Raw genomic sequence first — 26,973 nt, 5'->3', positions numbered from 1 at the left:
ATTTTCCCGGCTTTCCGACAGGGTGCATGATCACGGAGCGTAGATGGCCGGAAAGGCGTCTCTGTGATCGATCACACACGGCATGCAAGCGGAGAGGTCTCAGAAATTCCGCGCAAAGCGAACATCCCCGTGTGCCGCCGAGTTGATCGGCGCCATGATCTCAGATGGGCAGCGTGACCCGCATGACGAGCCCACCTCCCTCGCGCGGCTGGGCGTAGATGTGCCCGCCGTGCGCCCGGGCCACGGAGCGGACGATGGACAGGCCGAGCCCTACACCCTTGTCGCTCCCCGTTCGCTCCGTGCGCAGCCGCCGGAACGGCTCGAAGAGGTTGTCGATCTCGTACGCCGGCACGACCGGGCCCGTGTTCGAGACGACCAGGACCGCGTGGCCGTGCTGGACCTCGGTGGTGACCTCGACCCAGCCGTCCTCGGCCACGTTGTAGCGCACGGCGTTCTGGACGAGGTTGAGCGCGATGCGCTCCAGCAGCACCCCGTTGCCCTGGACGACGGCGGGCTTCTGCTCGCCGCGGATCCGCACGCCCTTGGCCTCGGCCTCGCCGTGCACCTGGTCGATGGCCTGCGAGGCCACCTCGGCGAGGTCCACCGGACCCCGCTCGACGATCTGGTTGTCGCTGCGGGCGAGCAGCAGCAGCCCCTCGACGAGCTGCTCGCTGCGCTCGTTGGTGGCCAGCAGCGTCTTGCCGAGCTGCTGGAGCTCCACGGGCGCGTTCGGGTCGGACAGGTGCACTTCGAGGAGCGTGCGGTTGATCGCCAGCGGCGTTCTCAGCTCGTGCGAGGCGTTGCCGACGAAGCGCTGCTGGGCCGTGAAGGCGCGTTGGAGTCGCTCCAGCATGTCGTCGAAGGTGTCCGCCAGCTCCTTCAGCTCGTCGTCCGGGCCGTCCAGCTCGATCCGGCGGGACAGGTCGGAGCCCGCCACCGTGCGTGCGGTGCGGGTGATCCGGCCCAGCGGGGACAGGACGCGGCCGGCCATGGCGTAGCCGAAGGCGAAGGCGATGACCGCCAGCCCCAGCAGGGCCAGGAGCGAGCGGCTGAGCAGGCTGTCCAGGGCGTGCTGGCGCTGGTCGTTCACGCACTGGTTCATCGCGTTGTTGAACTCGCTGGGCGAGGCCTGGTCGGGCAGGTTGCAGATGTCGCTGGTGACCTTGCCCTCGACGATCTTGAACGGCAGCTCGCTGCCCACGTTCAGCGCCTGCGCCGCCAGCAGGTAGATGATCGACAGCAGCAGGATGCCGGCGATCAGGAACATGCCGCCGTAGAGCAGCGTGAGCCGTATGCGGATGGTCGGGCGCAGCCACGGGAAGGGCGGCACGGGCCTCCTGGGGTCCCAGGTGGGCTTCGGGGGCGCCTGCGGAGGCGCGGGTGTCGCTGCCATGGGATCAGATCCGGTAGCCGGAGCCGGGGACGGTGACGATCACGGGCGGCTCGCCGAGCTTGCGGCGCAGGGTCATGACCGTCACGCGCACGACGTTGGTGAACGGGTCGGTGTTCTCGTCCCAGGCCTTCTCCAGCAGCTGCTCCGCGGAGACGACGGCGCCCTCGCTGCGCATCAACACTTCGAGGACGGCGAACTCCTTGGGCGCGAGCTGGACCTCCTTGCCGTCGCGGAAGACCTCGCGGCGGTTGGGGTCGAGCTTGATCCCGGCGCGCTCCAGGACGGGCGGCAGGGGCACGCTGGTGCGCCGGCCGAGGGCGCGGACACGGGCGATGAGCTCGCTGAACGCGAACGGCTTGGGCAGATAGTCGTCGGCGCCGATCTCCAGGCCCTCGACCCGGTCGCTGACGTCGCCGGACGCCGTGAGCATCAGCACGCGCGTGGGCATGCCGAGCTCGACGATCTTGCGGCAGACGTCGTCGCCGTGCACGAGCGGGAGGTCGCGGTCGAGGACGACCACGTCGTAGTCGTTGACGCCGATGCGCTCCAGGGCGGCCGCACCGTCGTACACGACGTCGACGGCCATAGCTTCCCGGCGCAGTCCGGTGGCCACCGCATCGGCGAGCAGCTGCTCGTCCTCGACGACGAGTACGCGCACGTCACTGGTCCTTCCTGATGTCCGCCCGCACGGCCCTTCACGGGCGCACGCGGGCAGGGGTCTTCCGTGGTGTGTTGCTCTCCATCCTGCCCTTTTCGGCCATAAGTCGGAGGTAAGGCAGGTGAGAGGGCCGGACCCGGGAGGGAATAAGAGATTTTCTCCTCCGGTTAGGTTTCCACGGAGGGGAGCTTGGGGAGGACGGCTTTACATCCCACGATCACACTCTGCTGGTACCGCACCACCATGCGGTGCGCATCAAGCCGCTTGTCCGCGGAGCGGGCGTGGGTGTCCGGCACCGTCGCCGCCCAGCTGAGCGGCGCTGGGCATCCACCGGAGACGTGATCGTCCCTTCCGAACGGCACACCCCCGTGCCATCGACCCACGACCCAGGACGAGGGGGCGCAGCATGGACGCATTCACCGCAGGACTTCTGCAGCGCATAAGGACGACCGAGTCCGATCTGTCCCGGGCTCGCGACGAGGGCGACGACTTCCTCGTCGACGTGGAACAGGGCGAGCTCGACGACCTGCGCCGTCTCGCCGCCGAGCACGGTGTGGAGGTCGGCGCGACGAGCGTCTGACGAGGCTGTACGGAGCGGGCCCCGGCGAATCCAGCGCCGGGGCCCCGCTTCGTCGTCCTGCGGCCGTGTTCACGCGGTGTTCAGCGTGTCGTCGGCCCTCGTACGTCGGACGGGCCGTCTCAGTCGTGCCAGGCGCGAAGTCCTCCAGGAGGCGCTGGAGGGGCTCGAAGACCCCCGGGGTCCCCGCGACCGTGAGATCGCCCGACGGGCGCTCTCCGGGGCGTCCACCGGTCAGCGCGCCCGCCTCACGGGCGATCAGGTCGCCCGCCGCGAGGTCCCAGGCGTGCAGACCGCGCTCGTAGTAACCGTCGAGGCGTCCCGCCGCCAGGTCGCACAGGTCGACCGCGGCCGAGCCGCCGCGCCGGATGTCCCGCAGCAGCGGGATCAGCCGCCGGGCGACCTCGGCCTGGTGGGTGCGGACCTCGGCGACGTAGTTGAATCCCGTCGAGACCAGTGCCTGGTCCAGGGGCGGCGCGGGGCGGCAGGCCAGCCTGCGTTCGCCGTCCCAAGCGCCGGTGGCCCAGGCACCGCGGCCGAGCACCGCGTGGAACGTCTCGCCGCGCATGGGGGCCGTGACGACCCCGACGACGGTCTCGCCGTCCTGCTCGGCGGCGACGGAGACGGACCAGGTGGGCAGCCCGTACAGGTAGTTCACCGTGCCGTCGAGCGGGTCGATCACCCAGCGGACGCCGCTCGTGCCCTCCGTGGCGGCGCCCTCCTCACCGAGGACGCCGTCGTCGGGGCGGTGCTCGGCGATCAGACCGGTGATCAGTTTCTCCGCCGCGATGTCCATCTCCGTGACGACGTCGATGGGGCTGGACTTGGTGGCGGCGACCGCCAGGTCGGCCGGGCGCCCGTCCCGCAGCAGCGCGCCCGCACGCCGGGCGGCCTCCTGGGCGAGTTCGAGCAGTTCGGTGTGCAGGGGGTCGGTCACGGGGCTCCTCACGCGTAGGGGCTGTCGGCGCCCGCGGCGGCGGGCCGGGGGGCGCGGGCCGGGCAGCAGCCGACCGGGCAGAGGTGGTGGCTCGCGCCGAGGGGGCCGAGGGCGCACGGCGTGACCTCCTGCCCGCGCTCGACGGCGGCGCGCTCCACGACGAGCTCGCGGACCGCCGCGGCGAACCGGGGGTCGGCGCCGACGGTGGCCGAGCGGCGCATCGGCAGCCCCAGTTCCTCGGCCTTGGCCTTCGCCTCGGTGTCGAGGTCGTAGAGGACCTCCATGTGGTCGGAGACGAAGCCGATGGGCGCGATCACCATGGCCGGGACGCCCGCCGCGTGCCGCTCCTCCAGGTGGTCGCAGATGTCCGGCTCCAGCCACGGGATGTGCGGGGCCCCCGAGCGGGACTGGTAGACGAGCTGCCAGGGGTGGTCGACGCCGGTGCGCTCCCGGACGGCCTCCGCGATCAGCTTCGCCACGTCCAGGTGCTGCCTGACGTACGCGCCGCCGTCGCCGTGGTCCTCGACGGTTCCGGAGGTGTCGGCGGAGGCCGTCGGGATGGAGTGCGTCGAGAAGGCGATGTGCGCCCCGTCCCGGACGTCCTCGTCGAGTTCGGCGAGGGAGCGGATCACCCCGTCGATCATGGGCTCCAGGAAGCCCGGGTGGTTGAAGTAGTGCCGCAGCTTGTCGATCTTCGGTAGCTCCAGGCCCTCGGCCTCCAGGGCGGCCAGCGCGTCGGCGAGGTTCTCGCGGTACTGGCGGCAGCCCGAGTAGGAGGCGTAGGCGCTGGTGGCGAGGACCAGGACGCGGCGGCGGCCGTCGCCGACCATCTCGCGCAGCGTGTCCGTCAGGTACGGCGCCCAGTTGCGGTTGCCCCAGTAGACCGGCAGGTCCAGGCCGTGCTCGGCGAAGTCCTTGCGCAGGGCGTCCAGCAGGGCGCGGTTCTGGTCGTTGATGGGGCTGACCCCGCCGAACAGGAAGTAGTGCTGCCCGACTTCCTTGAGGCGTTCCTTGGGGATGCCGCGCCCACGCGTCACGTTCTCCAGGAACGGGACCACGTCGTCCGGGCCTTCCGGGCCGCCGAACGAGAGCAGGAGCAGGGCGTCGTAGGGGCTGGCGTCGCGCGCGTCTGGCATGACTCGATCCTGCCACCCTGCACCGACAGCCGGGAAACGGCGGGGTGACGCCTCGGCGGCGGCCCGGTCGGGCGGCGCTTCGAGCTGGCTCGAACCGGTGCACGGCGGCACGACCGGGCCGTAAGCTGTGTCGACTGCGTTCGCAGCTTACTGAGCCTTTCGGAGCCCCCGTTGCCCAGCCCCTACCGCGCCCTGTTCGCCGCCCCCGGCAGCAAGGGTTTCTCCGCCGCGGGCTTCCTCGGCCGGATGCCCCTGTCGATGATGGGCATCGGCGTGGTCACGATGGTCTCCCAGCTCACCGGGCGGTACGGCCTGGCCGGCGCCCTGTCGGCCACCATCGCGCTGACCGCGGCGCTGGCCGGACCGCAGGTCTCGCGCCTGGTGGACCAGTACGGGCAGCGGCGGGTGCTGCGGCCGGCGACCCTGATCTCGCTGACCGCCGCGGCCGTCCTGCTGTGCGCGGCGCACTACCGGTGGCCGGACTGGGTGCTGTTCGCGGCGTGCGTCGGCATCGGCTGCGTCCCGAGCGTCGGAGCGATGGTCCGGGCCCGCTGGGCGGCCCTGTACCGGGGCACCCCAAAGCTGCACACCGCGTACTCCTTCGAGTCCGTGGTGGACGAGGTCTGCTTCGTCTTCGGACCGATCATCTCCATCGGTCTGTCCACGGCGTGGTTCCCCGAGGCCGGTCCGCTGCTGGCCGCCTGCTTCCTGGCGGCCGGCGTCTTCTGGCTGACCGCGCAGCGCGCCACCGAGCCCGCGCCGCACCCGCGCGAGCGGCAGGGCGGCGGTACGGCGTTGCGCTCGCCGGGCCTTCAGGTCCTGGTGGCCACGTTCGTGGCGACGGGGGCGATCTTCGGGGCGGTCGACGTGGTCACCGTGGCCTTCGCCGAGGAGGAGGGGCACAAGGCCGCGGCGAGCGTCGTTCTCGCGCTGTACGCGGCGGGCTCCTGCGTCGCGGGGACGGTCTTCGGCCTGATGCACTTCGCCGGTGCGCCGGAACGTCGGTGGCTGCTGGGCGTGTGTGCCATGGCCGTGAGTATGATCCCCCTCCTACTGGTCGGGAACTTGCCGTTTCTGGCTGTGGCGCTGTTCGTTGCGGGTCTGTCCATCGCTCCGACGATGATCACGACGATGTCCCTCATCGAGGAGCACGTACCACGCGCGCAGCTCACCGAGGGCATGACCTGGGTGAGCACGGGACTGGCGGTGGGGGTCGCACTCGGCTCCTCCGCGGCCGGCTGGGTGATCGACGCGGCCGGGGCGCGTGCCGGGTACGGGGTTCCGGCCGTGGCCGGTGCCGTCGCGGTCGCGGTGGGTTTCCTGGGGTGTCGCCGGCTCAAGCGGCCGGCGCCGGGTCGGGGAGGCTCCGTTGAGCAGCACGGCGAACGGAAAGAACGGCACGTGGCGTAACTGGGGCGGCAACGTCTCCGCGCGTCCCGCGCGGGAGGTCACCCCGGCCTCCGTCGACGAGCTGGCCGCCGCCGTGCGGCGGGCCTCCGAGGACGGCCTCAGGGTGAAGGCCGTCGGCAGCGGGCACTCCTTCACGTCCATAGCCGCGACGGACGGCGTGTTGATCCGTCCTCAGCTGCTGACCGGCATACGCGGCATCGATCGCGACGCCATGACCGTCACGGTGGAGGCCGGCACCCCGCTCAAGAGGCTCAACTTGGCCCTCGCGCGTGAGGGACTGTCGCTGACGAACATGGGCGACATCATGGAGCAGACGGTCTCCGGGGCCACCAGCACCGGCACGCACGGCACGGGGCGCGACTCCGGTTCGATCGCCGCCCAGATCAAGGGCCTGGAGCTGGTCACCGCCGACGGCTCGGTCCTCACCTGCTCCGAGAAGGAGAATCCGGAGGTCTTTGCCGCCGCCCGGCTCGGCCTCGGCGCCCTGGGCATCGTCACGGCGATCACCTTCGCCGTCGAGCCGCTCTTCCTGCTGACGGCCCGTGAGGAGCCGATGCCGTTCGACAGGGTCCTCGCGGACTTCGAGGAACTGTGGACCGAGAACGAGCACTTCGAGTTCTACTGGTTCCCGCACACCGGCAACACCAACACCAAGCGCAACAACCGCAGCGCGGGCCCGGAGAAGCCGGTGCCCCAGCTCCAGAGCTGGTTCGAGGACGAGTTCCTCTCCAACGGGGTGTTCCAGGTGGCCAACTGGGTCGGCCGCGCGGTGCCCGCCACGATCCCCGCGATCGCGCAGATCTCCAGCAAGGCCCTGTCCGCGCGGACGTACACCGACATCCCCTACAAGGTCTTCACGTCACCGCGCCGGGTGCGTTTCGTGGAGATGGAGTACGCCGTACCGCGCGCGGCCGTCACCGCGGTGCTGCGCGAGCTGAGGACGATGGTGGACCGCTCCGGCCTGAAGGTCAGCTTCCCGGTGGAGGTGCGCACCGCGCCGGCCGACGACATCACGCTGTCGACCGCCTCCGGCCGCGACAGCGCGTACGTCGCCGTCCACATGTTCCAGGGCACGCCCTACCAGCGGTACTTCACCGCGGCCGAACGCATCTTCACGGCCCATGAGGGACGCCCGCACTGGGGGAAGGTCCACACCCGGGACGCCGAGTACTTCTCCCGGGTGTATCCGCGCTTCGCCGAGTTCACGGCGTTGCGGGACCGCCTCGACCCTGATCGGCGGTTCCAGAACGACTACTTGCGGCGGGTTCTGGGGGCGTAGGCGACGCACCGGGGGCGCACTCCCGGGGGCTTCGCTCCCGTGCGCGTCCGGAGTGGATTCCGTGGCCGACCCCGCTTGCACCCCTCCGTTCCGTTTCTGGTGATTACGTGAACTTCCCCACGTTCAAGATCACGGAAAGGGGGCATGGGGCGACCGAGTCGCACCTCTTGCCAGAAGTTGGACGGCGTGCCAATCCACGCACGTGGCCCAAATGGAGTACTGTGGCGAACCCTGGGCCCGGTCTCCCATCAGGGTGTACGGGGCCTTCAAGGACCGCCGGGAGGGGGGCTAGTTGCACAGGGTGACAGGGTTCGTTACTTAGCGTTGCGAACAGGTAACCGTGCCATAACGGCGATCCAGGGCCCGTGCCCGACACGCCGGGCAACTCGGCAAGGTTGTGGCAGGCTGCACCCGGGCAGGCCACACTCGACTAGCGGAAGCAGCGACGCACGTGACGTCGGCAGGCACCACCCGGGAGGTCCCCATGCCCGAACTGCGTGTCGTGGCCGTCTCGAATGACGGCACACGGCTGGTGCTGAAGGCTGCGGACAGCACGGAGTACACGCTTCCCATCGACGAACGGCTCCGCGCCGCCGTGCGCGGCGACCGTCCCCGCCTCGGCCAGATCGAGATCGAGGTGGAGAGCCATCTCCGCCCCCGCGACATCCAGGCACGTATACGAGCGGGCGCGACGGCGGAAGAGGTCGCGCAGCTCGCCGGCATCCCCGTCGACCGGGTCCGCCGTTTCGAGGGGCCGGTGCTGGCCGAGCGTGCGTTCATGGCCGAGCGCGCCCGCAAGACCCCGGTCCGCCGCCCCGGTGAGAACTCCGGCCCGCCGCTGGGCGAGGCCGTGCAGGAGCGGCTGCTGATCCGCGGCGTCGACAAGGACACCGTCCAGTGGGACTCGTGGCGTCGCGACGACGGCACGTGGGAGGTCCTGCTGGTCTACCGCGTCGCGGGCGAGCCGCACTCGGCGAGCTGGACGTACGACCCGCCCCGGCGGCTCGTCCAGGCCGTCGACGACGAGGCGCGCATGCTCATCGGCGAGTCCGACGACCTGGCCGCGCCCGAGCCCAGCTTCCCGTTCGTCCCGCGGATCGCCCGGCTGCCACGCGACCGGCCGCTGGACCGTCCCGCCGACCGGGAGCGGCCCAGCCTGCCGGCCCAGGCGTCCGAACCGGCCGAGGAGACCACGGGTGAACGGGACTCGCTGACCAGCCTGCTGGAGGCGGTGCCGAGCTTCCGCGGCGACCTGGTGGTACCGGAAATCGCGGCGCCGGAGCCCGAGGAGGAGCCCGTCGCCGAGCCCGAGGCGGAGGAGCCTCCGGCCCCCGCGGCCTCGGCCGGTTCCGCCTACGCGGACGTCCTCATGCCGCGTTCGGTCGGGAGCCACCGCGACCGCCTCATCGGATCCACGGACCGGCAGGCCGAGGCCGACGGTGTCCGGCCGGGTCGCAGAGCCGCCGTCCCGAGCTGGGACGAGATCGTGTTCGGGACGCGGCGCAAGAAGCAGGAGTAGCCGGGGTCACGGCGTTGACACCGGCCGCATGACGGGGAGAGGGCCGTGCCTTGGTGGCGCGGCCCTCTCCTCATGCCGTCCTACTGGGGATCCGCCCCCACCGCGACCGGCCGGTCAGGGTCCGAGGACCACTCCGACCACGACCCCACGTACAGCTCCGCCGGAACACCCGCGACCGCCAGGGCGAGGACCTCGTGGGCCGCGGAGACGCCCGACCCGCAGTACACGCCGACCCGTTCGTCCCCGGTCACGCCAAGCCCCTTGAAACGCGCGCACAGTTCCTCGGCGGGCAGGAGGCGGCCGTCCGGCCCCACGTTCTCCGTGGTGGGCGCCGACACCGCGCCCGGGATGTGCCCCGCCACCGGATCGATCGGCTCGACCTCACCCCGGTACCGCTCCCCCGCCCGCGCGTCCAGCAGCACCCCGGACCGCGCCAACTCCGCGGCGGCGTCGGCGTCGAGCAGTCCCGCCGCACCCGGCTCGGGCACGAAGTCGCCCTCCGTGGGTGTCGGCACGGTCTTCTCCAACGGCCCCTGCCAGGCCGGCAACCCGCCGTCGAGGACTCGCACGTCCGGGTGGCCCGTCCAGCGCAGCAGCCACCACGCCCGGGCGGCCGCCCAGCCCTGACCGCCGTCGTAGACGACCACCGGCGTCCGGGACGACACGCCCGCCCGGCGCATCGCGGCACCGAACCGTGCGAGGTCCGGCAGCGGATGCCGGCCGCCCTCACCCGGCGCGGAGGCCAACTCCCGGTCGAGGTCGACGAAGACGGCCCCGGGCAGGTGCCCTGACTCGTACTCGGCCCGGCCGTCGTACGGCGGCTCACCGGCCGCCTTGGCCGCGGTGAGCTGCCAGCGGACGTCGAGCAGGACCGGCGGGACGGCGGCCGCCAGGTCGTTCGCGAGGTCGGATGCGGAGATGGTGGCGTTCATGGCTCCATCCTCGCGCACGGGGGTGGCCGAGCCCTTCATGTCCGGCTACTCTGCTCGGCCGGACCGGGGCGATCACGTGGCGTACGGGAACAAGCACATGCTGTACAGCTGAGCGACACATGCCCACAAGCGCGCCGCAAGGGACAGCACCCGCACCTCGGGCATTCTCCCGGGCATGGTCGCCCCGCAGGACGGGCCCCACGAGGGCTGCGGAGAGCACGGCCTTTGCGAGGCCGAGAAGAGAGTGACGATGACCGACGCACGGGAGTTCGCCGACCCGAACGGCGAAGCGCCCGCTCGGCACACGCCCGGCTCACCCTGCTGGGTGAGCCTGATGGTGCACGGGCTGACCGCGACCGAGGACTTCTACGGAGCCCTATTCGGCTGGGAGTTCCGGCCGGGCCCCCAGCAACTCGGCCCGTATGTGCGCGCGCTGCTCGACGGGCGCGAGGTGGCCGGCATCGGGCTGCTGCCGCCGGACCGCCATCTGCCCCTCGCCTGGACGCCCTACTTCGCCTCCCCCGACGCTGACCTCACCGCCGACTCGGTGCGCAGCCGCGGCGGCACCATCGCCGTGGGCCCGCTGGACGCCGCCGACACCGGCCGTCTCGCGATCGGCTCCGACCCCTCCGGCGCGGTCTTCGGCCTCTGGCAGGCCGCGGCGCACCTCGGCCCGGCCCTCTCGGGCGTCCCCGGCACACCCGCCTGGAACGAGCTGCTGACCTTCGAGTCGGCGAGCGCCGCCAAGTTCTACCGGACGGTGTTCGGTTACGAGGAGGAGGCGGTTATCTCCGCCGGCTTCGACTACGTGACCCTGCACCGTGGCGGTGAACCCGTCGCCGGCATCCACGGCCTCGGGCATGCCCTCCCCCGCGACCGGGGCCCGCACTGGGTGACGTACTTCCAGGTCGCCGATGTCGACGACGCCGTGGAGCACCTGGTGTTCCTGGGCGGACACGTCCTCAGGCCGGCCCACGACACCGCCCACGGCCGGGTGGCGTCGGTGGCGGATCCGGAGGGGGCGCGGTTCGCGCTGCTGCAACGGCGGCAGTGACGGCCGGCACCCGACCCGGGCGGTCGCCGCGGTCGCCGCGGTCACGCGGCAGCGGCAGCGGTGGCGGACCAGCCGGCGGGAGCCGGCAGGTTACGCGACCCGCGTCTCGAGCATCTGGGAGAGCCGTGTGATACCCCGTGACGTATGGGACTTCACGGCACCGACCGATATGCCCATCGTCTCGGCGATTTCCGATTCTTTCAGGTTCATCCAGTGTTTCAGGATCAGCGCCTCGAATTGACGGCGAGGGAGCCTTCTGAGGGCCTTGACCACCGCCCGCTGATCGTTATTCAGCAGGGCCTGCTGTTCGGCCGAGCGCACCACGGGCTCGCACAGCCGGGGCTCCGCGTAACGACGGGCGATCACAAGGCGCCGCAACCTCATCCGGGCCAAGTTTCGCACCACCGCCCGGAGGTAGCCCGCCGCCGCTTCCGGAGAGCGTAAATCATCCCAATTCTTGTGGAGCTGATAGAAGGCCTCCGCGACGATGTCCTCTGCATCGGAATCCGCACCCAACGTGACGGCGAGCTTGATCAGACGTGACCGATAGGTGACGAAGAGGTGGGCAATTGCCGTCGATCGATCGGATTCGTGCGTGCTGCGCAGAATAAGCGCTGAGGTCATCTCCGAAAACCTAGTCTCCCCGTAGCCCGCACCCTCATGGGCGGGCCGACTCTTCTTCATCATGCCATGGGTGACTCCGCGCCATCCGGCCGGTTTCGGCCACCTCGACGACGAAAAGCGGACCCGGAAAACGAAGGACGGCATTCCGCATCCGCTTCGGTCCGCGACTCGAATACCGGCCGGCAGTTGCTGTGACGGACGTCACTACGCCTGTTGGGCGTTGGCTGTAAACCGATTGGCGGTTCGCGCAACCAAGAGATGTGAAGTGAGCGAGCGGGGCCCCGCCAGGGGCACGTGCCACGATCGACAGGACGCCGCCGTACGTTCCATGGGTGAGCGGTTTCATGGACCAGGCGAAACGGCACGCAAAAGGAGCGGCACGACCAAGCCGCCCTGTGCAGCTACACGGGGGAATGATTTATGAAAGGCGCAGGACTTCTTGTCCTGGAAGCGGTGACGACATGGTTACCGGAGGAGCGTGAGACGGCGTCCGCGATGGTGGCGGAGGGCAGGATCACCGCCGAGGAGAGTCGCGACCTCGGGCTGACCGCGGTCCCGGTGTCCGGGACATCGGCACCCGACATGGCGGTACTGGCCGCTGAGCGGGCACTCGACGCCTCGACGTGCGATCCCGGTGACATCGGCCTGGTGGTGCACGGCTGGCTGTACCACCAAGGCCACGACTTCTGGTCGCCCGCCCACTACATCGCCGCCCGGGTCGGAGCCGGCTCCGCACTCCCGCTCGGCGTCCAGCAGATGTCCAACGCGGGCGCCGCGGCACTCGGCGTGGCCGTGGACAAGCTCATCGCGGACGCACGCCCCCAGGTCGCGCTGGTCACCACCGCGGACCGTTTCTGCCCTCCCGGATTCGACCGCTGGGCCGCGGACTACGGAGTGGTCTACGGCGACGCCGGTACAGCGGCACTCCTGCGCCGTGTGGATACGGGGCGGCCCCGTTCCGGACTCGTTCTGAAGTCGCTCGCCTTCGTGACGGACGCCCAGTACGAGTCGATGTACCGCGGTCGGGACGATTTCAGCCCGGCGCCTCTCTGGCGCGGTGGCCGTGTCGATGTCAAAAGACCCAAGAAGGCTTACCTGGAGGAGCACGGGGGAATCACCGCCTTCACCGAGTCGGCGCGAGCGTGCGTGCGCGCTGTCCTTCTGAAGGCGCTCGCCGAAGCAGATCTCGAGCCGGGCGACGGCCGTATCCGCTATGTGGCTCTGCCCCGCCTCAGTGACAGTGTTCTCGACATGATGTATCTGCCCGTCCTGGAGGGACTGGTGGCCGGGAAGACGCTGCGGGAGCGAGAGGGCAGCGGACATCTGGGGGCAGGTGACATGTTCGCCAATATGGCCCATGTCTCCGCGTCACCGGAGCTCGAGTCCGGTGAATTCGCCGTGTTGATCGGCGGCGGTGGCGGCTTTACCTGGTCGTGTGCCGTGGTTCAGGCCGTCTGACCCTCCCGGGAACTCACTCCTTGTATTTCACCAAGAACGTACGAGAGGTCAGTCGTGCCAGAAAACCGGACCCAAAATTATGACGTCGTCATCAATGGGGCGAGTGTTGCAGGCTGTACGGCGGCGATTCTGTACGCACGCCAGGGAGCCAGGGTGGCGCTGCTGGAACGCCGTTCCAGCATGGACGCCCACAAGGTGCTGTGCACCCACTACATACAGGCCGCGGCCTATCCCGTGATATCCGAACTCGGCTTGACCGACGCCCTCGACGGCATCGGCGCCATACGCAACTCCGCGGACTACTGGACGAAATGGGGCTGGATCAGACCGGAAGCCGAGACCGGCCCCGGTGTGCTGCCGCACGGCTACAGCGTCCGCCGGCAGTCGCTCGACCCGTTGCTGCGCCGGACGGCGGCCGGCACCGACGGCGTCGACCTGCGGCTCGGCCACACCGTGAACGAGTTGCTCGTGGAGGACGGCCGGACGACCGGTGTGGCCGGCACCTCGGCCGACGGCTCCTTCGACCTGCGGGCACCGCTCGTCGTGGGCGCCGACGGCAAGGACTCCACGGTCGCGCGTCTGGCCGGTGCCCCGTCCGAGACCGCGGAGAACCATCGCTTCAGCTACTTCGCGTACTTCCGCGGGCTGCGCCACCCCGAGGGCCGCACCTCCGCGCGTGTCTACTACCTCGACCCCGACAACGCCTACGTGATGCCCAACGAGGACGGGGTGACCGTCGTCGCCGCCGTTGTGTCCAAAGCGCGGCTCGACGACTTCCGCGAGGACATCGAGGGCGCCTACCTCGACTTCGTCCGCTCGTTGCCGGAGGGCCCCGACATCGACAAGGCCGAGCGGATCTCCAAGGTCATCGGCACCGTGAACTACCCGCTGATCGCCCGTCAGCCCTCCGGTCCCGGGTTCGCCCTGATCGGTGACGCCGCCCTCACCAGCGACCCCCTCTCCGCGGTGGGGTGCGCCTGGGCCATGCAGTCGGCCTCGTGGCTGGTCGAGGCCACCGCCCCGGCGCTCACCGGGGACGACCCGCTCGACGGTGCGCTCGCCGACTACGCGAAGCGGCACGCCACCGAGACCGGCGCCCATCAGCACCTCATCGCCGACTACGCCCTGGCGCGCCCCTTCAACGAGATCGAGGCGTTCATGTTCGAGGGCGCGGCACGCGATGCCCGCCTGGCGGAGCACTTCCACATCTTCGGCTCCCGCCTGATCACGGTGGAGGACTACATGGCCCCCGAGATCGTCGCCCGCACCGAGAAGGTCACCGGCTGGAGCCTGTCGGAGGAGTCCCTGCGGATCCTGTCCGGCGGAGCGCCGGGAGCGGGAACGCACACGACCGGCCCCGACGGCACTCGCCAGGAGAGCACGGAGGCCGCCCGATGACCGCGCCGGCCACCGTCCTGACGCACCGGGAGTTGTGGGACGCCTGGTCCCGTCTGTGGAACGGCGACTTCGCCATCGCCGACACCATCCTGTCGCGCACCATGCGGGTCAACATCCCCCAGCACGGCATGCCGGACCCCGCGACCCTCCACGACGGTCCGTCCGTCGCCTCGTGGATCGCCGCCTTCCGTTCCTCCTTCGACGACGACGCCCGGATCACCGGAGAGCTGGGCCCGTTCATCGTCGGCGACTACGCCATCGGCCGATGGGTGTTCGAGGGCACCTGGCAGGGTGGCCGCCCCGCCGCCGCCACCGCCCCCGCCGGCACCCGTGTCGCCTTCCGCGGCGTGGACATCCTGCGCTTCGAGGACGGCCGGATCGCCGAGTACTGGCTCTCGGACGACCAGCTCGACCTCTACGCCCAGCTCGGCGTCCTCGGCGGCACGACCGCGGGGTCGCAAGGGGCCGACCCGGCGGAGGAACTGCGCGAGCGGCTCGCGGAACTGCCGGAGGACGCCGGGCGCAAACTGCTCCTGCAGCACGTGCTCGACGCCGCGGCCGATGCGACGGAGATCGCGGAGCTGCGTACCGCGTCCGGCGACGAGAGCTTCCTGACCCTCGGCGTCAACTCCCTGACCGCCGTGGTCCTCGGCGAGCTGCTCGACGAGCTGACGGGCGTCCCGCTGACCCCGACGACGGTGTTCGACCAGCCCACTCCGCGGGCGCTCGCCGACCACCTGTGGACCCGGCTCACCACCAGCGCCGAAGGCGCGCCCGTGTCCCTGTCGGCGGCCCTGAACCGGCTGGAGGACGCCGCCGCCGAACTCACCGGTGACGACGCCGACGGGCGTCTCCGCGCCGAACTCGCCGGACGGCTCGGCGCCCTGCTGGACCGGCTCACGCCCGCGCCGGAGGGGGCCGTGGCAGGCAAGCCCGTCCAGGCGACGTCCGCCGAGGAACTGCTGGCCTATCTGGACACCAGGCTCCGGCCCCTGGACGACGCCGGGTGATCCCGCCGCGGCCCTCGCCCCACGACTCCCGGACCCGACCCGTGCCTAGCGAAGAGAAGCTGAGGATGCCCGAGCAGAGCATGTCGGACGAGAACACGTCCACCGAAGCGCAGTTGTTGCAGTACCTCAAGCGCACGACCGCCGAACTCGACCGTGTCGAGGCCCGTCTGCGGCAGGTGACGGAACGGGACACCGAGCCGTTGGCGATCGTCGGCATGAGCTGCCGGTTCCCCGGCGACGTGACCACCCCCGACGAGCTGTGGCGGCTGGTGGACGAGGGCCGCGACGCGATCACCGGGTTCCCGACCGACCGGGGCTGGGATCTGGAGAACCTGTACGACCCGGACCCGGAGAGCATCGGCAAGAGCTACGTCCGCGAGGGCGGCTTCCTGCACGACGCGGCCGACTTCGACGCCTCGTTCTTCGGCATCTCGCCGCGCGAGGCCGTCACCGTCGACCCCCAGCAGCGTCTGTTGCTGGAAACCACGTGGGAGGCGTTCGAGAACGCCGGGCTCGTCCCGGACACCCTGCGCGGCAGCGACACCGGCGTCTTCGTCGGCATCATGTTCGACGAATACGGCCTCCGCTTCCTCAAGTCCCCGGTCGAGGGCTTCGACGGCTACCTCGGTGTCGGCAGCGCGGGAAGCGTCGCGTCGGGCCGCATCTCCTACTCCTTCGGATTCGACGGCCCCGCCGTGACCGTCAACACCGCGTGCTCCTCCTCGCTGGTGGCCCTGCACATGGCGGGTCAGTCGCTGCGGCGCGGCGAGTGCGGCCTGGCGGTCGTGAGCGGTGTGATGCTGATGGCCACGCCCTTCTCCTTCACGGAGTTCAGCCGGCAACGCGGTCTGGCGGCCGACGGGAGGGCCAAGTCGTACGCCGCCGGAGCCAACGGCACCTCCTGGGCCGAGGGTGTCGGTTCCCTGATCGTGGAGCGCCTGTCCGACGCCCGCCGCCACGGGCACCGCGTCCTGGCCGTGATCCGCGGCTCGGCCGTCAACCAGGACGGCGCGAGCAACGGGCTCACCGCCCCGCACGGTCCTTCCCAGGAGAAGCTGATACGTGAGGCGCTGGCCGCCGCCGGGCTCAAGGCGAGCGACGTGGACGTGGTCGAGGGGCACGGCACCGGCACCAAGCTCGGCGACCCCATCGAGGCCAAGGCACTGCTGGCCACCTACGGCCAGGGACGCGACGGCCGACCGCTGTGGCTCGGTTCGCTGAAGTCCAACGTGGGTCACACCCAGTCCGCCGCGGGAATCGGCGGCATCATCAAGATGATCAAGGCCATGGAACACGGCCGACTGCCCCGAACCCTGCACGTGGACGCGCCGAGCCCACACGTGGACTGGTCCTCCGGCGACGTCCGGCTGCTCACCGAGCCGGTCGAGTGGCCCGCCTCCGACCGGGCGCGCCGGGCGGGTGTCTCGAGCTTCGGCATCAGCGGCACCAACGCCCATGTCATCCTCGAGGAGCCCGCGCCCTCCGACAGGGCCGGCGCGGCGCCCGAGGCCGCTGTGCGACCGGAGCCGCCCGAGGGTTTCGTTCTCCCCTGGCTGCTGTCCGGACGAAGCGCGGAGGCGCTGCGCGCCCAGGCCCGGAAGTTGCTGGCGGCCCTGGGCGGGGAGCACCCCCTCGACATCGCCTACTCCCTGGCCACCTCACGTGCTGCGATGGAGCACCGCGCCGTCCTCACCGCGGGCGACCGGGACACCCTGCTCTCCGCCCTCGAGGCGGTCGCCGACGGCACCCCCACCGCATCCGCCGTCCAGGGCCAGGCCCGGGCGGCGGGGCGGACCGCGTTCCTCTTCACCGGCCAGGGCAGCCAGCGGCTCGGCATGGGACGCGAACTGTACGCCACGTACCCCGCGTTCGCCGCCGCTCTGGACGCCGTGTGCGACGCGCTGGACGAGCACCTCGCCCGCCCGCTGCGCCAGGTCGTCTTCGCCGACGAGGACGCCGACGGGCTGCTCGACCGGACCGAGTACACCCAGCCGGCCCTGTTCGCCCTGGAGGTGGCGCTGTTCCGGCTGCTCGAAGGCTGGGGTGTGCGGCCCGACTTCGTCACCGGCCACTCCATCGGCGAGATCGCCGCCGCGCATGTCGCCGGAGTGCTCTCGCTCCCGGACGCGGCCAAGCTCGTCGCGGCCCGCGGGCGGCTCATGCAGAACCTGCCCGGCGGCGGCGCGATGATCGCCGTGCAGGCCACCGAGGAGGAGGCCCTCGCCGCCCTCGCCGGCGCCGAGGACCGCGCGTCGGTCGCCGCGCTCAACGGCCCCGGCTCACTCGTCATCTCGGGTGACGAGGACGTCGTCACCGCCGTCGCCGCGCGTTTCGAAGGGCAGGGACGCAAGACCAAGCGGCTCACGGTCAGCCACGCCTTCCACTCGCCCCACATGGACGGCATGCTGGACGACTTCGCCGCCGTGGTGGAGAGCCTTTCGTTCGCGGCTCCCGTCATCCCCGTGGTCTCCGACGTCACCGGAGAGGTGGCCGGTGCGGACACCCTGGGCCGGCCCGAGTACTGGGTCCGGCACGTACGCGAAGCCGTCCGCTTCAGCGACGCGGTCGCCACCCTGCGGGAGGCGAAGGTCAGGACGTTCGTCGAGATCGGCCCGGACGGCACGCTCTCGGCCATGACCCGCCAGTGCCTCGGCGACGAACACGACGCCCTGGTCGCGCCGTTGCTGCGCCGGGACCGGCCCGAGCCCCACTCCCTCGTCACGGCCGTCGCCGAGCTGCACGTCCGCGGTGTCCTCGTGGACTGGGAGGCGTTCTTCGAGGGCTTGGGCGCACGCCGTGTCGACCTGCCCACCTACGCCTTCCAGCGGCAGCGGTACTGGCTGGACGAGCCGGACGCGCCCGGCGACGTCTCCTCCGTCGGCCTCACCGCGGCCGACCATCCGCTGCTCGGGGCCGTCACCACTCTGGCCGCCGGCGACACGGCGGTCTTCACCGGTCGCCTCTCCGGTCGGACCCACCCGTGGCTCGCCGACCATGTCGTCTTCGACAGGACTCTGGTGCCCGGTACGGCATTGCTGGAGCTGGCGAACCTGGCAGGTGCCCACACCGGGCACGAGACGGTGGAGGAACTGACGCTCCAGGCACCGATGGTCCTGCCGGAGGAAGGCGGCATCCGGGTCCAGCTGATCGTCGGCGCTCCCGAGCCGGACGGCCGCCGTCCGGTGACGGTGCACTCACGGCCCGACGACGAGGCCGGGGACGACGAGGCGGCCTGGACGCTGCACGCCGCGGGCCGGCTCGCCCGCGCCGAGGAGGCCACGCCGGAGTCCGGCATCACCGAGTGGCCGCCGCGGGACGCCGTCGAGGTGGACGTCGACGGCCTCTACGACCGGCTGGCCGACACCGGCTTCGCCTACGGTCCCGCCTTCCAGGCCCTGACCGCCGTATGGCGGCGCGGGGACGAGCTGTTCGCGCAGGTGGACCTGGCCGAGGAGCCGGCGGCTGAGGCAGCGCGGTTCCGGCTGCACCCGGCGCTGCTCGATGCGGCCCTGCACGCCCTGGCGTGGGAGGAGCTGCGTGACGGCACCCCCTCGGGCCGACTGCCCTTCTCCTGGAACGGCGTACGGCTGCACGCGCTCGAAGCCTCCTCACTGCGAGTCCGCTACACCCGCCAGGATGCCGACACGGTCACGCTGACGGCCGCGGACCCGGAGGGCAACCCGGTCATCACCGTGGAGGGGTTCGTCTCCCGCGCCGCCTCGGTCGGGCAGTTCGGCACCGCCCGCGTGACCGCTCCCGACGGACTCCACCAGGTGGACTGGACGGAGCTCCCGTCGGCTTCCCGCACCGCCCCGGCCCGCACGGTGCGGCACTTCACCACCCCGGCGGCCGCGCTGGAGGCGCTGGCGGGTGGGAGCGGCATGGCCCAGGACACCGTCGTGCACTGTGCCGGGGCCATCGGCACGGACCTCGCGGGCGCCCTGCGGGAGACCACCGGCCAGGTGCTCGACCTGCTGCGGACCTGGCTGACCGAGGGGCCCGAGGCGCCGTCCCGGCTGGTGCTGGTCACCCGCCGGGCCGTCGCGGCGCGGCCCGACGAGGACGTCTCCGACCTGGCCGCTGCCCCGGTGTGGGGTCTGGTCCGGTCGGCCCAGTCGGAGGCGCCGGAGCGTTTTGTCCTCGTCGACCTCGACGGTGACGATGACATCGGCGAACAGCTCCGAGGCCCGGACCTCGCGGCGGCGCTGGCCTCGGGTGAGCCTCAACTCGCGGTGCGGGGCGGCACATGGCTCACTCCTCGCCTGGTCAGGGCCGCCGTCTCGGCCGCCGTCGAACCGGATCCCGCCGCCTGGCAGGGCACGGTGCTGATCACCGGCGGCACCGGCGAACTCGGCGCTCTGCTAGCCCGTCACCTGGTGACCGAGCACGGCGCCCGCAGGCTGCTGCTCACCAGCCGGTCGGGACCTTCCGCGCCCGCAGCCGCCGAACTGACCGCACAGCTGCGAGAGCTGGGAGCGGGACGTCAACCGTCGCGGCATGCGACGTCAGCGACCGCGAGGCGCTGGCCGGGCTCCTGCGCACCGTCCCGGCCGAGCATCCGCTGACAGCCGTGGTCCACACCCGCGGGCGTTCTCGACGACGGGGTCGTCACGTCACTGACCCCCAAGCGGCTGGACACCGTCCTGCGCCCCAAGGCGGACGCGGCCCTGCACCTGCACGAACTCACCGAGGGCACCGGTCTGAAGGCGTTCGTGCTGTTCTCCTCGGTCGCCGGCACGCTGGGCAGCCCGGGACAGGGCAGCTACGCGGCGGGCAACACCTTCCTGGACGCGCTGGCCCAGCACCGCGCCGCCCGGGGGCTGCCCGCCACCGCGCTCGCCTGGGGCATGTGGCAACCCAGCGGCGGCATGGCCGGCACGCTCGGGGCCGCGGACCTCAAGAGGATGGAGCGCTACGGAGTGCTGGCCATCACTCCGGAGCAGGGCACGGCCCTCTTCGACGCCGCGTGCGCGACCGGACGGCCCGTCCTGGTCCCCGTGCGGCTGGACCGCAAGTCACTGCGCGACTCGGCGCGGGCGCTGCCGCCGCTGCTGCGCGGACTGGTGCGCGGCACGGCACGGCGCTCCGCGGCCGCCGCCGCGCCCGCGACGGGCGTCCCGGCCGGCCCGACACTGCGCGACCGGCTGGCCGGGCTCGCCGGAGAGGAACGGGCGAAGGCCGTGACCGAGGCGGTGTCGGCCGCTGTCGCCGGGGTGCTCGGCCACAACAGTGCCGACGCCGTCGACGCCGAGACGTCGTTCAGGGATCTGGGATTCGACTCGCTGACCTCGCTGGAGCTGCGCAACGCGGTGAACCAGGCCACCGGTCTGCGGCTCCCGGCCACCGCGGTCTTCGACCACCCGACGCCGGAGCAGTTGGCCGCCTTCGTGGACGGGCAGCTGGGGGCCGTCCCGGCCGGCTCACCGGCGACGGGCCAGGACGGCGGGGGCACCCTGGTCTCCCTCTTCCGCGACGCCCACGAGCGGCACCGGCTCGGGGACGCGGTGGACCTGCTGGTCACGGCGTCCCAACTGCGCCCGTCCCGCGACGAAGGGGCGGCGCCGGCCGCCTTCCCGAAGGCCAGTGGGCCGGAGGGGGGTCCCGTGGTGGTCTGCTTCCCCTCCATGATCGCGATCTCCGGGCCGCAGGAGTACGCCGCCTTCACCGCCGCTCTCCCGAGCCGTGCCGTGTCGGTTCCGCCGCTTCCCGGCTTCTCTCCCGGCGAGGAGCTGCCCGCGTCGCTGACGGCCCTGGCCGACGCGCAGGCGCAGGCCGCCCTGGATCTCGCCGGAGACCGGGGGCTGGTGCTCCTCGGCCGGTCCACCGGCGGCTGGATCGCCCACGCCGTGGCGCGGCGGCTTGCGGAGCGGGGCGCGGCGCCCCGGGCGGTGGTGCTGATCGACACCCTCGCCTGCCCCCTGGACCTGGACGACCTCTCCATGGTGGCCGACCAGATGCTGGCGCCGGAGAGCAGCGTCTGGATGGACGACCACCGGCTGATCGCGATGGGCGGCTATCTGCGCGTCTTCGACGGCTGGGCCCCTGAGGGCATCGGGGTGCCGACGGTTCTGGTGCGGGCGCAGGAGCGTTCCGGGTCGCACGACCGACCGCGCTGGCCGCTGGCCGACACGGTCGTCGACGTGCCCGGTGACCACTTCACCATGCTGGGCGAGCACGCGGCGACGACGGCCCGCGCCGTGGACGAGTGGCTGCGCGCGGCCCTCGCCGCGGACCGGGGCGGGGAGAGCGGATGACCCGGCCCCTGCTGACGCTGGAGAGGATCGAGTCCGCCATGCCCGACCGCACGGTCGCGGTGGAGTCGATGGCACGGCCTCTCGGTCTGAGCCGCGCGAAGGTCGCGCTGTTCCGCAGAGTGCACGGACTGCACACACTGCGGCTCGACGAGGAACTCCCCTTGCTGGACCTGGTGGTCTCGGCGGCCCGGGACATCGTGGCCGGGCTCGCCGAGCCGGACCGGGTGCGGTACGTCATTCACGCCCGGGCCATCCACCAGGTGGCACCGGCGGCGACGGACGTCGCGCGCCAGGTGCGGGACCAGCTCGGTCTCGGGCACGCCCAAGCGTTCTCGATGACGCAGCAGAACTGCGCCACCGGACTCGGCGCCCTGGAGGTCGCCGCCGCGCTGCTGCGCGGCGGCGACCCCCGCGACCGGGCGCTCGTGTGACCGGAGAGAAGTCCTTCTCCCCGCTGGTCCGGCTGGTTCCCAACACCGCGATCATGGGTGAGGCCGCGGCCGCCTGCCTGGTCGCGGTGGAGGGCCCGGCCCACCCCGTCCTGTCCCATGTCACCCGTACTCTCGGCGACTTCGCGGATCTCCTCTCGCTGCCCGCCGAGGAGCTGGCCCGTTTCGGCAAGGCGTACGCTCCGACGCTCGCGGAGGTGGTCCGGCAAGCCGTCGCCGAGGCCGGGCTCACCCTGCCCGACATCGACCTGATCATCCCGCACAACGTCAACCTGATGGCGTGGCGGCAGACCAGCGCGGAACTGGACGTCCCGGCCGAGCGCGTCTTCCTGGACAACGTCGCGCGGTACAGCCACTGCTTCGCCTCCGACGTCTTCGTCAACTACACGACGCTGCGCGAGGAGGGCCGGCTGACGGAGGGCCGGCACTACGTGATGGCCTCGGTCGGCGCGGGCGCCACTTTCAACGCCGCCGTCCTCACCTATCGGGGGCCGCGATGACCATGAACGGAGGGAGGAGTTCGACAGTGAGCACGGGAGTCACGACCCTTGAGGCGATCGCGTCCTTCGCGCCCGAACGGAAGGTTCCGATCGAGGACCTGGTGGACCGGCTGGGGCTGCGCCGTACCAAGCTCCGGCTCTTTCAGCGGGTGCACGGCCTCAAGGAGATCCGCTTCGATCCGGAGCTGAGCCTGTTCGACGTGGTGTTGCCGGCGGCCCGCCGCGTGCTCGCCGACGAGGACACCGCGAGCCGTGTCCGTCATGTGCTGTACGCCCACACCACGCAGGCGGTGACGCCGGCGCACATCGATCCCGCGCGGGAGATCAGGGACCGGCTCGGGCTGCACCGGGCCGAGGCCTTCGGGCTGAGCCAGCAGAACTGCGCCAGCGGGATGGCGGCCGTCGACGTGGCCGGTGAACTCCTGCGGGCGGAGGGGGGGCCGGGCGACTGTGCCTTGGTCGTGACCGGGGAGCAGGCGTTCTCGCCCAAGATCCAGCTCATCGAGGACGTGGCGATCATGGGCGACGCCGGAGCGGCCTGCCTGGTCACGCTCGACGGGGCGGGAGACGCGGTGCGTTCCTACGCCACCAGGACCCTGGGCGAGTTCTCGGCCGCGATGCTGCTGGACGAGGAGAGAGCGCTGCGCTTCTCCAAGGTCTACGCGCCGGAACTCGCGGCGGTGATGCGACAGGCCGTCGCCGAGGCGGGGCTCGGATTCGCGGACATCGACCTGATCGTTCCGCACAACGTCAACCTTCAGTCGTGGCGGCAGACCATCAGCGAGCTGGGCATACCCCGCGAGCAGGTGTTCCTGGAGAACGTGGAGCGCTTCAGCCACTGCTTCGCCTCGGACGTCTTCCTCAACCACACGACACTGCGGGAGGCCGGCCGGCTGGTGCCGGGACTGCATTACCTCTTCGCCACCGTCGGCCTGGGCGCCACCTTCGCGGCCATGGTCATCACACATGGGGCGTCCGTCACTGCGCAGGGCGCGCAGCGGGACGCGGGGAGGGAAGCGGCATGACCACCACCGAATTCCGTGTGCAGGGGCTGCCGGTGTCAGCGATCGCCGAAGAGTTCGGCACGCCGCTGTACGTGTACGACACGGACGTGCTGCGCCACACGTACGAGGAGCTGCGTGCTCTGACGCATCCCGCTGTCGACATCTACCTGTCGCTCAAGGCCAACCCCAACATCAGTGTCTGCGGCTACCTCGGCAGCCTCGGCGCGGGCGCCGAGGTGTCGTCCCTGGTCGAGCTGGAGACGGCGCGGCGAGCCGGTGTCGCGGCCGAGGACACGATCTTCCTGGGCCCCGGCAAGACCCGGGCGGAGCTCGAGGCGTGCGTGGCCGCGGGACTGCGCGCCATCGTGTGCGAGTCGCTGGAGGAGCTGGCGGAGGTCGACGAGATGGCCGTGTCGGCCGGCCGTGCCGACGTGCCGGTCATGCTGCGTGTCAACCCTGACTTCCACACCAAGGGGTCAGGGCTGGCGATGGGCGGAAAGCCACGCCAGTTCGGCATCGACGTGGCTCTGCTGCGCAATGCCAAGAGGGTGCTGAAGGGACTGCGGCGCACCCGGGTCATCGGTTTCCACGCCTATATGGGTACGCGTTTCCTCCGGCACGAGGATTTGATCCACAACACACGCGAGATTCTCGCCGTCGCGTCGGCCCTCGCCGCCGAGACCGGAATCGAACTGGACATCGTCGATTTCGGTGGCGGCTTCGGGATACCGTACTTCGACAATGAACCGGACCTTAATATTCCGGAACTCGCGGCAGGCATCGACGCCACGGTCACACGATTTCTCGAGGACCACCCCGACTGCCGGCTGATCAACGAGCTCGGCCGCTACCTCACCGCCAGGTGCGGGACGTACGTGACCCGGGCGCTGTACGTCAAGGAGTCCATGGGCGAGCGGTTCGTGGTGGCCGACGGCGGGACCAACCACCACATGGCCGCCGTCGGGGTGGGCAGCTTCGTCAAGCGGAACTTCCCCATTCGTTCGCTGACCCGCTACCACGCGGAACCGACCGGCGCCTACACGGTCACCGGTCCCCTGTGCACCCCCAACGACGTCATCGGCAAGCGGGTGGCGCTCCCCGAGGTGCGGCCCGGGGACCTCATCGGGGTGGAGCGCTCCGGGGCGTACGGCCCGTCGGCGTCACCCGGGCTCTTCCTCAGCCACGGGTTCCCTGCCGAGGTCATGGTCCACGAGGGCACCGCCCATCTGGTCCGCCGCCGGGACGTCCTGGACGACCTGCTGGGCAAGCAGCACCTCATCGCTTTCTGACGTTTCCGCTCCCCCCGCTATTCGGCTTTCCGACAAGAGGATGGAACCCCATGGAGAACACGGCAGTCGTGGAGTCGGTCGAGACCGCGCTCACCGAGGTGCTCGAACGCGAGGTCAGCGGGCTCACCCCTGACGTGCGGCTCTTCGAGGACCTGCACCTGGACTCGACCTCGGTGATGGAGATGCTCATGTCCCTGGAGGACAGCATGGACGTCGCCATCGACCCCGAGACCCTGGACATGGACGACTTCATGACCGTGGGCACGCTCACCGCGTACCTGCAGCGACTGCTCGGCGAGGGAAAGTGACGATGCCAGTCCTGCGCTCGGCCGCCGCGATCGCCGACCCGCCTCGCCGGCCGTACCACGACGACCCGTCCATCGTCGGCTTCTTCCGTGACCTGGTGGAGCCGTTCGGCTCCACCGTCGACGAACAGCGCCTGCTGGACGGCGCCAACGTCTCCCACCGTGACCTTGTGGACCACCTGGTCACGGCGGACGGGATCGACGGGCCGGCGGACCTGGTGGTCGTCAGCCATGCCCTGCCCGACGTGCACCCGTTCACCGCTGTCGCCTCGCACCTGAACATGCTGCTCGGCGGCGCGGCGCAGAGTTTCTGCGTGTCCGAGCAGGGCCTGGCGGCCCCGTTCACGGCGCTGCGGATCATCGCCTCCTACCAGCGCGCGGGACGGGCAGGACGTGCTGTGCTCGCGATCCTGGAGCAGACCACCCTGCCGACCCCTCATCCGCTCGTGGACACCCTGGATCTGACCGACTCCGGCGTCCTGCTCGTCCTCGACGACGCGGGTCGGCCGGGCGGGGAGGACGGACCGGCCCTGTCCGGCGTCGAGTCGTTCGCGTCCCCGGAGGACACCGCCGCCCGGCTGAGAGAGCTGGCCGCCGCCGACCCGGCCGGGACGCTGCTGGTGCTCGGCCCGGGGGTCCAGGACGGCTCGGTGGACCCGGCGGGGGCGCGGGTCAGCCGCACCGGGGACACCAGCTACTGCACGAGCGTCTGGCTGGAACTGGCCCGTCACTGGCAGGAATGGCGTCAGGAGGTCGCCACGGTGGTCCTCTGCGACGTCGATCCCCTGACGAAGGAGGGGCAGCTGGCCGTGTTCCGCTCCCCCTCGGCTCCCGGCCGGGCCGGGTAGGGCGGCCCCATGCGCATCGGGATCGATGTCCTCGGCCTCGGCGAACTGGACCGTCTCCAAGCCCGCTCCTGGTTCCGCCGGTACACCTACGCCGCGGAGGAGCTGACACTCGCCGACGGTTTCGGCCGGGAGCGCGCGCGGGAGTTCCTCGCCGGCCGGTTCGCAGCCAAGGAGGCGGTGCTCAAGGTGCTCGGCACGGGATGCCGCGGTGGGTTGTTGCCCCGGCACATCTGCGTCACCCGTGGGGCACGGTCCGCGCCGCTGGTGCGGCTGACCGGTGCGGCGGAGCGCAGGGCCGCGGAGATCGGGCTGACGGACCTGACGGTGTCCATCGCCCACAAGGGGGAGCACGTGGTCGCTGTGGCCCTGGGCCGCGGCGACCACGAGTCGGCGCCGGAGGCCGGTGACGTCAGGAGGACCGCACGGACGGTCCTGGAGGAAATCGCCTTGCGCGAGTCGGTGCCAAGCGGTCGGTCGGAGTGAGGTCGAAGTATGTCTGAAGCGGTTTCCGCGACACTGTGCGCGCGAATGGCTCAAAAGGACGCCCATTACGGCGGGAATCTTGTTGACGGCGCCCGGATACTTCAATTGTTCGGCGATGTTGTGACAGAGATCACCGTCCGAATGGATGGGGACGAGGGTCTGCTCAGTGGCTACAGCGAGGTCGAATTCAAGGCCCCCGTGTATGTCGGTGATTACCTTGAGGTGAGCGGACGCCTGGTGGGCAGGAGTAGACTCCGGCGCGTCGTGGAATTCACGGCACGGAAATACATTGCCGCCCGTTACGAGCAAGGGACGACACGAGCCGAGTTGCTCGGGGAGCCCGTGGTCGTCTGCCGGGCGGTGGGCACCGCCGTGGTTCCCCGCGACGCCGCGCGGCGTCGGCCGGCCAGTGCCGGGGGGACTGCGGACGCCGACGTGTCCCGAGCAGAGTGAGAA

Annotated in this window: 21 protein-coding genes and 3 pseudogenes; 18 read left to right on the top strand and 6 right to left on the bottom strand. The window is 71.2% G+C overall.

Going from position 1 to position 26,973, the window contains the following annotated elements:
* Positions 1–160: 160 nt before the first annotated feature.
* From SSQG_RS29145 to SSQG_RS29130, 4 genes and pseudogenes are all read right to left on the bottom strand, one after another.
* The gene (locus SSQG_RS29145; protein WP_003993509.1) at positions 161–1,393 is read right to left on the bottom strand and encodes a sensor histidine kinase; all 1,233 of its coding nucleotides are present in this window, start codon (positions 1,391–1,393) and stop codon (positions 161–163) included.
* A 4-nt stretch (positions 1,394–1,397) separates the two neighbouring features.
* Positions 1,398–2,051, bottom strand: a complete 654-nt coding sequence (locus SSQG_RS29140) for a response regulator transcription factor (RefSeq protein WP_003993508.1) — start codon at positions 2,049–2,051, stop codon at positions 1,398–1,400.
* 699 nt (positions 2,052–2,750) lie between these two features.
* Positions 2,751–3,565: pseudogene (locus tag SSQG_RS29135) on the bottom strand (inositol monophosphatase family protein).
* A gap of 8 nt (positions 3,566–3,573) precedes the next feature.
* Positions 3,574–4,701: a ferrochelatase gene (locus SSQG_RS29130; protein ID WP_003993505.1), complete on the bottom strand. Its 1,128-nt coding sequence runs from the start codon at positions 4,699–4,701 to the stop codon at positions 3,574–3,576.
* Positions 4,702–4,872: 171 nt separating this feature from the next.
* Between SSQG_RS29130 and SSQG_RS29125 the strand changes: the two genes are divergently transcribed.
* The 3 genes from SSQG_RS29125 (at position 4,873) to sepH (ending at position 8,909) form a co-directional block, all read left to right on the top strand.
* Positions 4,873–6,111: an MFS transporter gene (locus SSQG_RS29125; RefSeq protein ID WP_003993504.1), complete on the top strand. Its 1,239-nt coding sequence runs from the start codon at positions 4,873–4,875 to the stop codon at positions 6,109–6,111.
* Positions 6,071–7,390, top strand: coding sequence for a D-arabinono-1,4-lactone oxidase (locus tag SSQG_RS29120; protein ID WP_003993503.1), 1,320 nt, complete (start codon positions 6,071–6,073; stop codon positions 7,388–7,390). Before SSQG_RS29125 ends, SSQG_RS29120 begins: the two co-directional genes overlap by 41 nt.
* Positions 7,391–7,874: 484 nt before the next feature.
* The gene (sepH, locus tag SSQG_RS29115; RefSeq protein WP_039933832.1) at positions 7,875–8,909 is read left to right on the top strand and encodes a septation protein SepH; all 1,035 of its coding nucleotides are present in this window, start codon (positions 7,875–7,877) and stop codon (positions 8,907–8,909) included.
* Between the two features lie 80 nt (positions 8,910–8,989).
* Here sepH and SSQG_RS29110 read toward each other — a convergent pair whose 3' ends face one another.
* Positions 8,990–9,841, bottom strand: coding sequence for a sulfurtransferase (locus tag SSQG_RS29110; protein WP_003993501.1), 852 nt, complete (start codon positions 9,839–9,841; stop codon positions 8,990–8,992).
* Between the two features lie 250 nt (positions 9,842–10,091).
* Between SSQG_RS29110 and SSQG_RS29105 the strand changes: the two genes are divergently transcribed.
* Complete coding sequence (locus SSQG_RS29105) at positions 10,092–10,895, top strand: VOC family protein (protein ID WP_003993500.1); 804 nt, start codon at positions 10,092–10,094, stop codon at positions 10,893–10,895.
* Positions 10,896–10,985: 90 nt separating this feature from the next.
* Here the strand turns inward: SSQG_RS29105 and SSQG_RS29100 are convergent, their stop codons facing one another.
* Entirely contained in the window at positions 10,986–11,519 is a 534-nt protein-coding gene (locus SSQG_RS29100; RefSeq protein ID WP_039935488.1) for an RNA polymerase sigma factor, read from the bottom strand.
* A 453-nt stretch (positions 11,520–11,972) separates the two neighbouring features.
* On the opposite strand from SSQG_RS29100, the gene SSQG_RS29095 reads away from it, so the two are divergent.
* From SSQG_RS29095 to SSQG_RS43085, 14 genes and pseudogenes are all read left to right on the top strand, one after another.
* Positions 11,973–12,977, top strand: a complete 1,005-nt coding sequence (locus SSQG_RS29095) for a 3-oxoacyl-ACP synthase (protein ID WP_244299274.1) — start codon at positions 11,973–11,975, stop codon at positions 12,975–12,977.
* Positions 12,978–13,031: 54 nt separating this feature from the next.
* On the top strand, positions 13,032–14,375 hold the full coding sequence (locus tag SSQG_RS29090) for an NAD(P)/FAD-dependent oxidoreductase (protein ID WP_003993497.1): 1,344 nt from the start codon (positions 13,032–13,034) through the stop codon (positions 14,373–14,375).
* Positions 14,372–15,385, top strand: coding sequence for an ester cyclase (locus SSQG_RS29085; RefSeq protein WP_003993496.1), 1,014 nt, complete (start codon positions 14,372–14,374; stop codon positions 15,383–15,385). Before SSQG_RS29090 ends, SSQG_RS29085 begins: the two co-directional genes overlap by 4 nt.
* Positions 15,382–19,671: pseudogene (locus SSQG_RS29080) on the top strand (type I polyketide synthase); the annotation flags it as partial. The gene SSQG_RS29085 and the pseudogene SSQG_RS29080, both read left to right, overlap by 4 nt.
* A gap of 36 nt (positions 19,672–19,707) precedes the next feature.
* Positions 19,708–20,181, top strand: a pseudogene (locus SSQG_RS44085) (KR domain-containing protein); the annotation flags it as partial.
* A 51-nt stretch (positions 20,182–20,232) separates the two neighbouring features.
* Positions 20,233–21,639: a phosphopantetheine-binding protein gene (locus tag SSQG_RS43095; protein WP_338117312.1), complete on the top strand. Its 1,407-nt coding sequence runs from the start codon at positions 20,233–20,235 to the stop codon at positions 21,637–21,639.
* Positions 21,636–22,070: a hypothetical protein gene (locus SSQG_RS43760; RefSeq protein WP_338117289.1), complete on the top strand. Its 435-nt coding sequence runs from the start codon at positions 21,636–21,638 to the stop codon at positions 22,068–22,070. The genes SSQG_RS43095 and SSQG_RS43760 overlap by 4 nt, the downstream gene beginning before the upstream one ends.
* Positions 22,067–22,588, top strand: a complete 522-nt coding sequence (locus tag SSQG_RS43755; RefSeq protein WP_003993494.1) for a 3-oxoacyl-[acyl-carrier-protein] synthase III C-terminal domain-containing protein — start codon at positions 22,067–22,069, stop codon at positions 22,586–22,588. The genes SSQG_RS43760 and SSQG_RS43755 overlap by 4 nt, the downstream gene beginning before the upstream one ends.
* Positions 22,589–22,614: 26 nt before the next feature.
* The gene (locus tag SSQG_RS29070) at positions 22,615–23,613 is read left to right on the top strand and encodes a 3-oxoacyl-ACP synthase III family protein (protein WP_003993493.1); all 999 of its coding nucleotides are present in this window, start codon (positions 22,615–22,617) and stop codon (positions 23,611–23,613) included.
* Positions 23,610–24,881 carry a type III PLP-dependent enzyme gene (locus tag SSQG_RS29065; RefSeq protein ID WP_003993492.1) on the top strand — a complete coding sequence of 424 codons (1,272 nt, stop codon included), beginning with the start codon at positions 23,610–23,612 and terminating at the stop codon, positions 24,879–24,881. Before SSQG_RS29070 ends, SSQG_RS29065 begins: the two co-directional genes overlap by 4 nt.
* Before the next feature lie 50 nt (positions 24,882–24,931).
* Entirely contained in the window at positions 24,932–25,189 is a 258-nt protein-coding gene (locus SSQG_RS29060; protein WP_003993491.1) for an acyl carrier protein, read from the top strand.
* 2 nt (positions 25,190–25,191) lie between these two features.
* Positions 25,192–26,034, top strand: a complete 843-nt coding sequence (locus SSQG_RS29055) for a hypothetical protein (protein ID WP_039933831.1) — start codon at positions 25,192–25,194, stop codon at positions 26,032–26,034.
* 9 nt (positions 26,035–26,043) lie between these two features.
* On the top strand, positions 26,044–26,517 hold the full coding sequence (locus SSQG_RS43090; protein WP_003993489.1) for a holo-ACP synthase: 474 nt from the start codon (positions 26,044–26,046) through the stop codon (positions 26,515–26,517).
* 45 nt (positions 26,518–26,562) lie between these two features.
* On the top strand, positions 26,563–26,970 hold the full coding sequence (locus SSQG_RS43085; protein WP_244299271.1) for a 3-aminobutyryl-CoA ammonia lyase: 408 nt from the start codon (positions 26,563–26,565) through the stop codon (positions 26,968–26,970).
* Positions 26,971–26,973 lie beyond the last annotated feature (3 nt).

Source organism: Streptomyces viridochromogenes DSM 40736 (assembly GCF_000158955.1).
Lineage (GTDB): Bacteria > Actinomycetota > Actinomycetes > Streptomycetales > Streptomycetaceae > Streptomyces > Streptomyces venetus.
The sequence above is the reverse complement of the archived record's forward strand: the minus strand, read 5'-3'. Positions and strand labels throughout refer to the sequence as shown.

Coding starts and splice junctions, on each gene's coding strand:
- SSQG_RS29130 (WP_003993505.1), bottom strand. CDS start 4,701: ATGCCAGACGCGCGCGACGCCAGCCCCTACGACGCCCTGCTCCTGCTC.
- SSQG_RS43095 (WP_338117312.1), top strand. CDS start 20,233: ATGTGGCAACCCAGCGGCGGCATGGCCGGCACGCTCGGGGCCGCGGAC.
- SSQG_RS43090 (WP_003993489.1), top strand. CDS start 26,044: ATGCGCATCGGGATCGATGTCCTCGGCCTCGGCGAACTGGACCGTCTC.
- SSQG_RS43760 (WP_338117289.1), top strand. CDS start 21,636: ATGACCCGGCCCCTGCTGACGCTGGAGAGGATCGAGTCCGCCATGCCC.
- SSQG_RS43085 (WP_244299271.1), top strand. CDS start 26,563: ATGGCTCAAAAGGACGCCCATTACGGCGGGAATCTTGTTGACGGCGCC.
- SSQG_RS29085 (WP_003993496.1), top strand. CDS start 14,372: ATGACCGCGCCGGCCACCGTCCTGACGCACCGGGAGTTGTGGGACGCC.
- SSQG_RS29055 (WP_039933831.1), top strand. CDS start 25,192: ATGCCAGTCCTGCGCTCGGCCGCCGCGATCGCCGACCCGCCTCGCCGG.
- SSQG_RS29100 (WP_039935488.1), bottom strand. CDS start 11,519: ATGACCTCAGCGCTTATTCTGCGCAGCACGCACGAATCCGATCGATCG.
- SSQG_RS29105 (WP_003993500.1), top strand. CDS start 10,092: ATGACCGACGCACGGGAGTTCGCCGACCCGAACGGCGAAGCGCCCGCT.
- sepH (WP_039933832.1), top strand. CDS start 7,875: ATGCCCGAACTGCGTGTCGTGGCCGTCTCGAATGACGGCACACGGCTG.
- SSQG_RS29110 (WP_003993501.1), bottom strand. CDS start 9,841: ATGAACGCCACCATCTCCGCATCCGACCTCGCGAACGACCTGGCGGCC.
- SSQG_RS29065 (WP_003993492.1), top strand. CDS start 23,610: ATGACCACCACCGAATTCCGTGTGCAGGGGCTGCCGGTGTCAGCGATC.
- SSQG_RS29060 (WP_003993491.1), top strand. CDS start 24,932: ATGGAGAACACGGCAGTCGTGGAGTCGGTCGAGACCGCGCTCACCGAG.
- SSQG_RS29145 (WP_003993509.1), bottom strand. CDS start 1,393: ATGGCAGCGACACCCGCGCCTCCGCAGGCGCCCCCGAAGCCCACCTGG.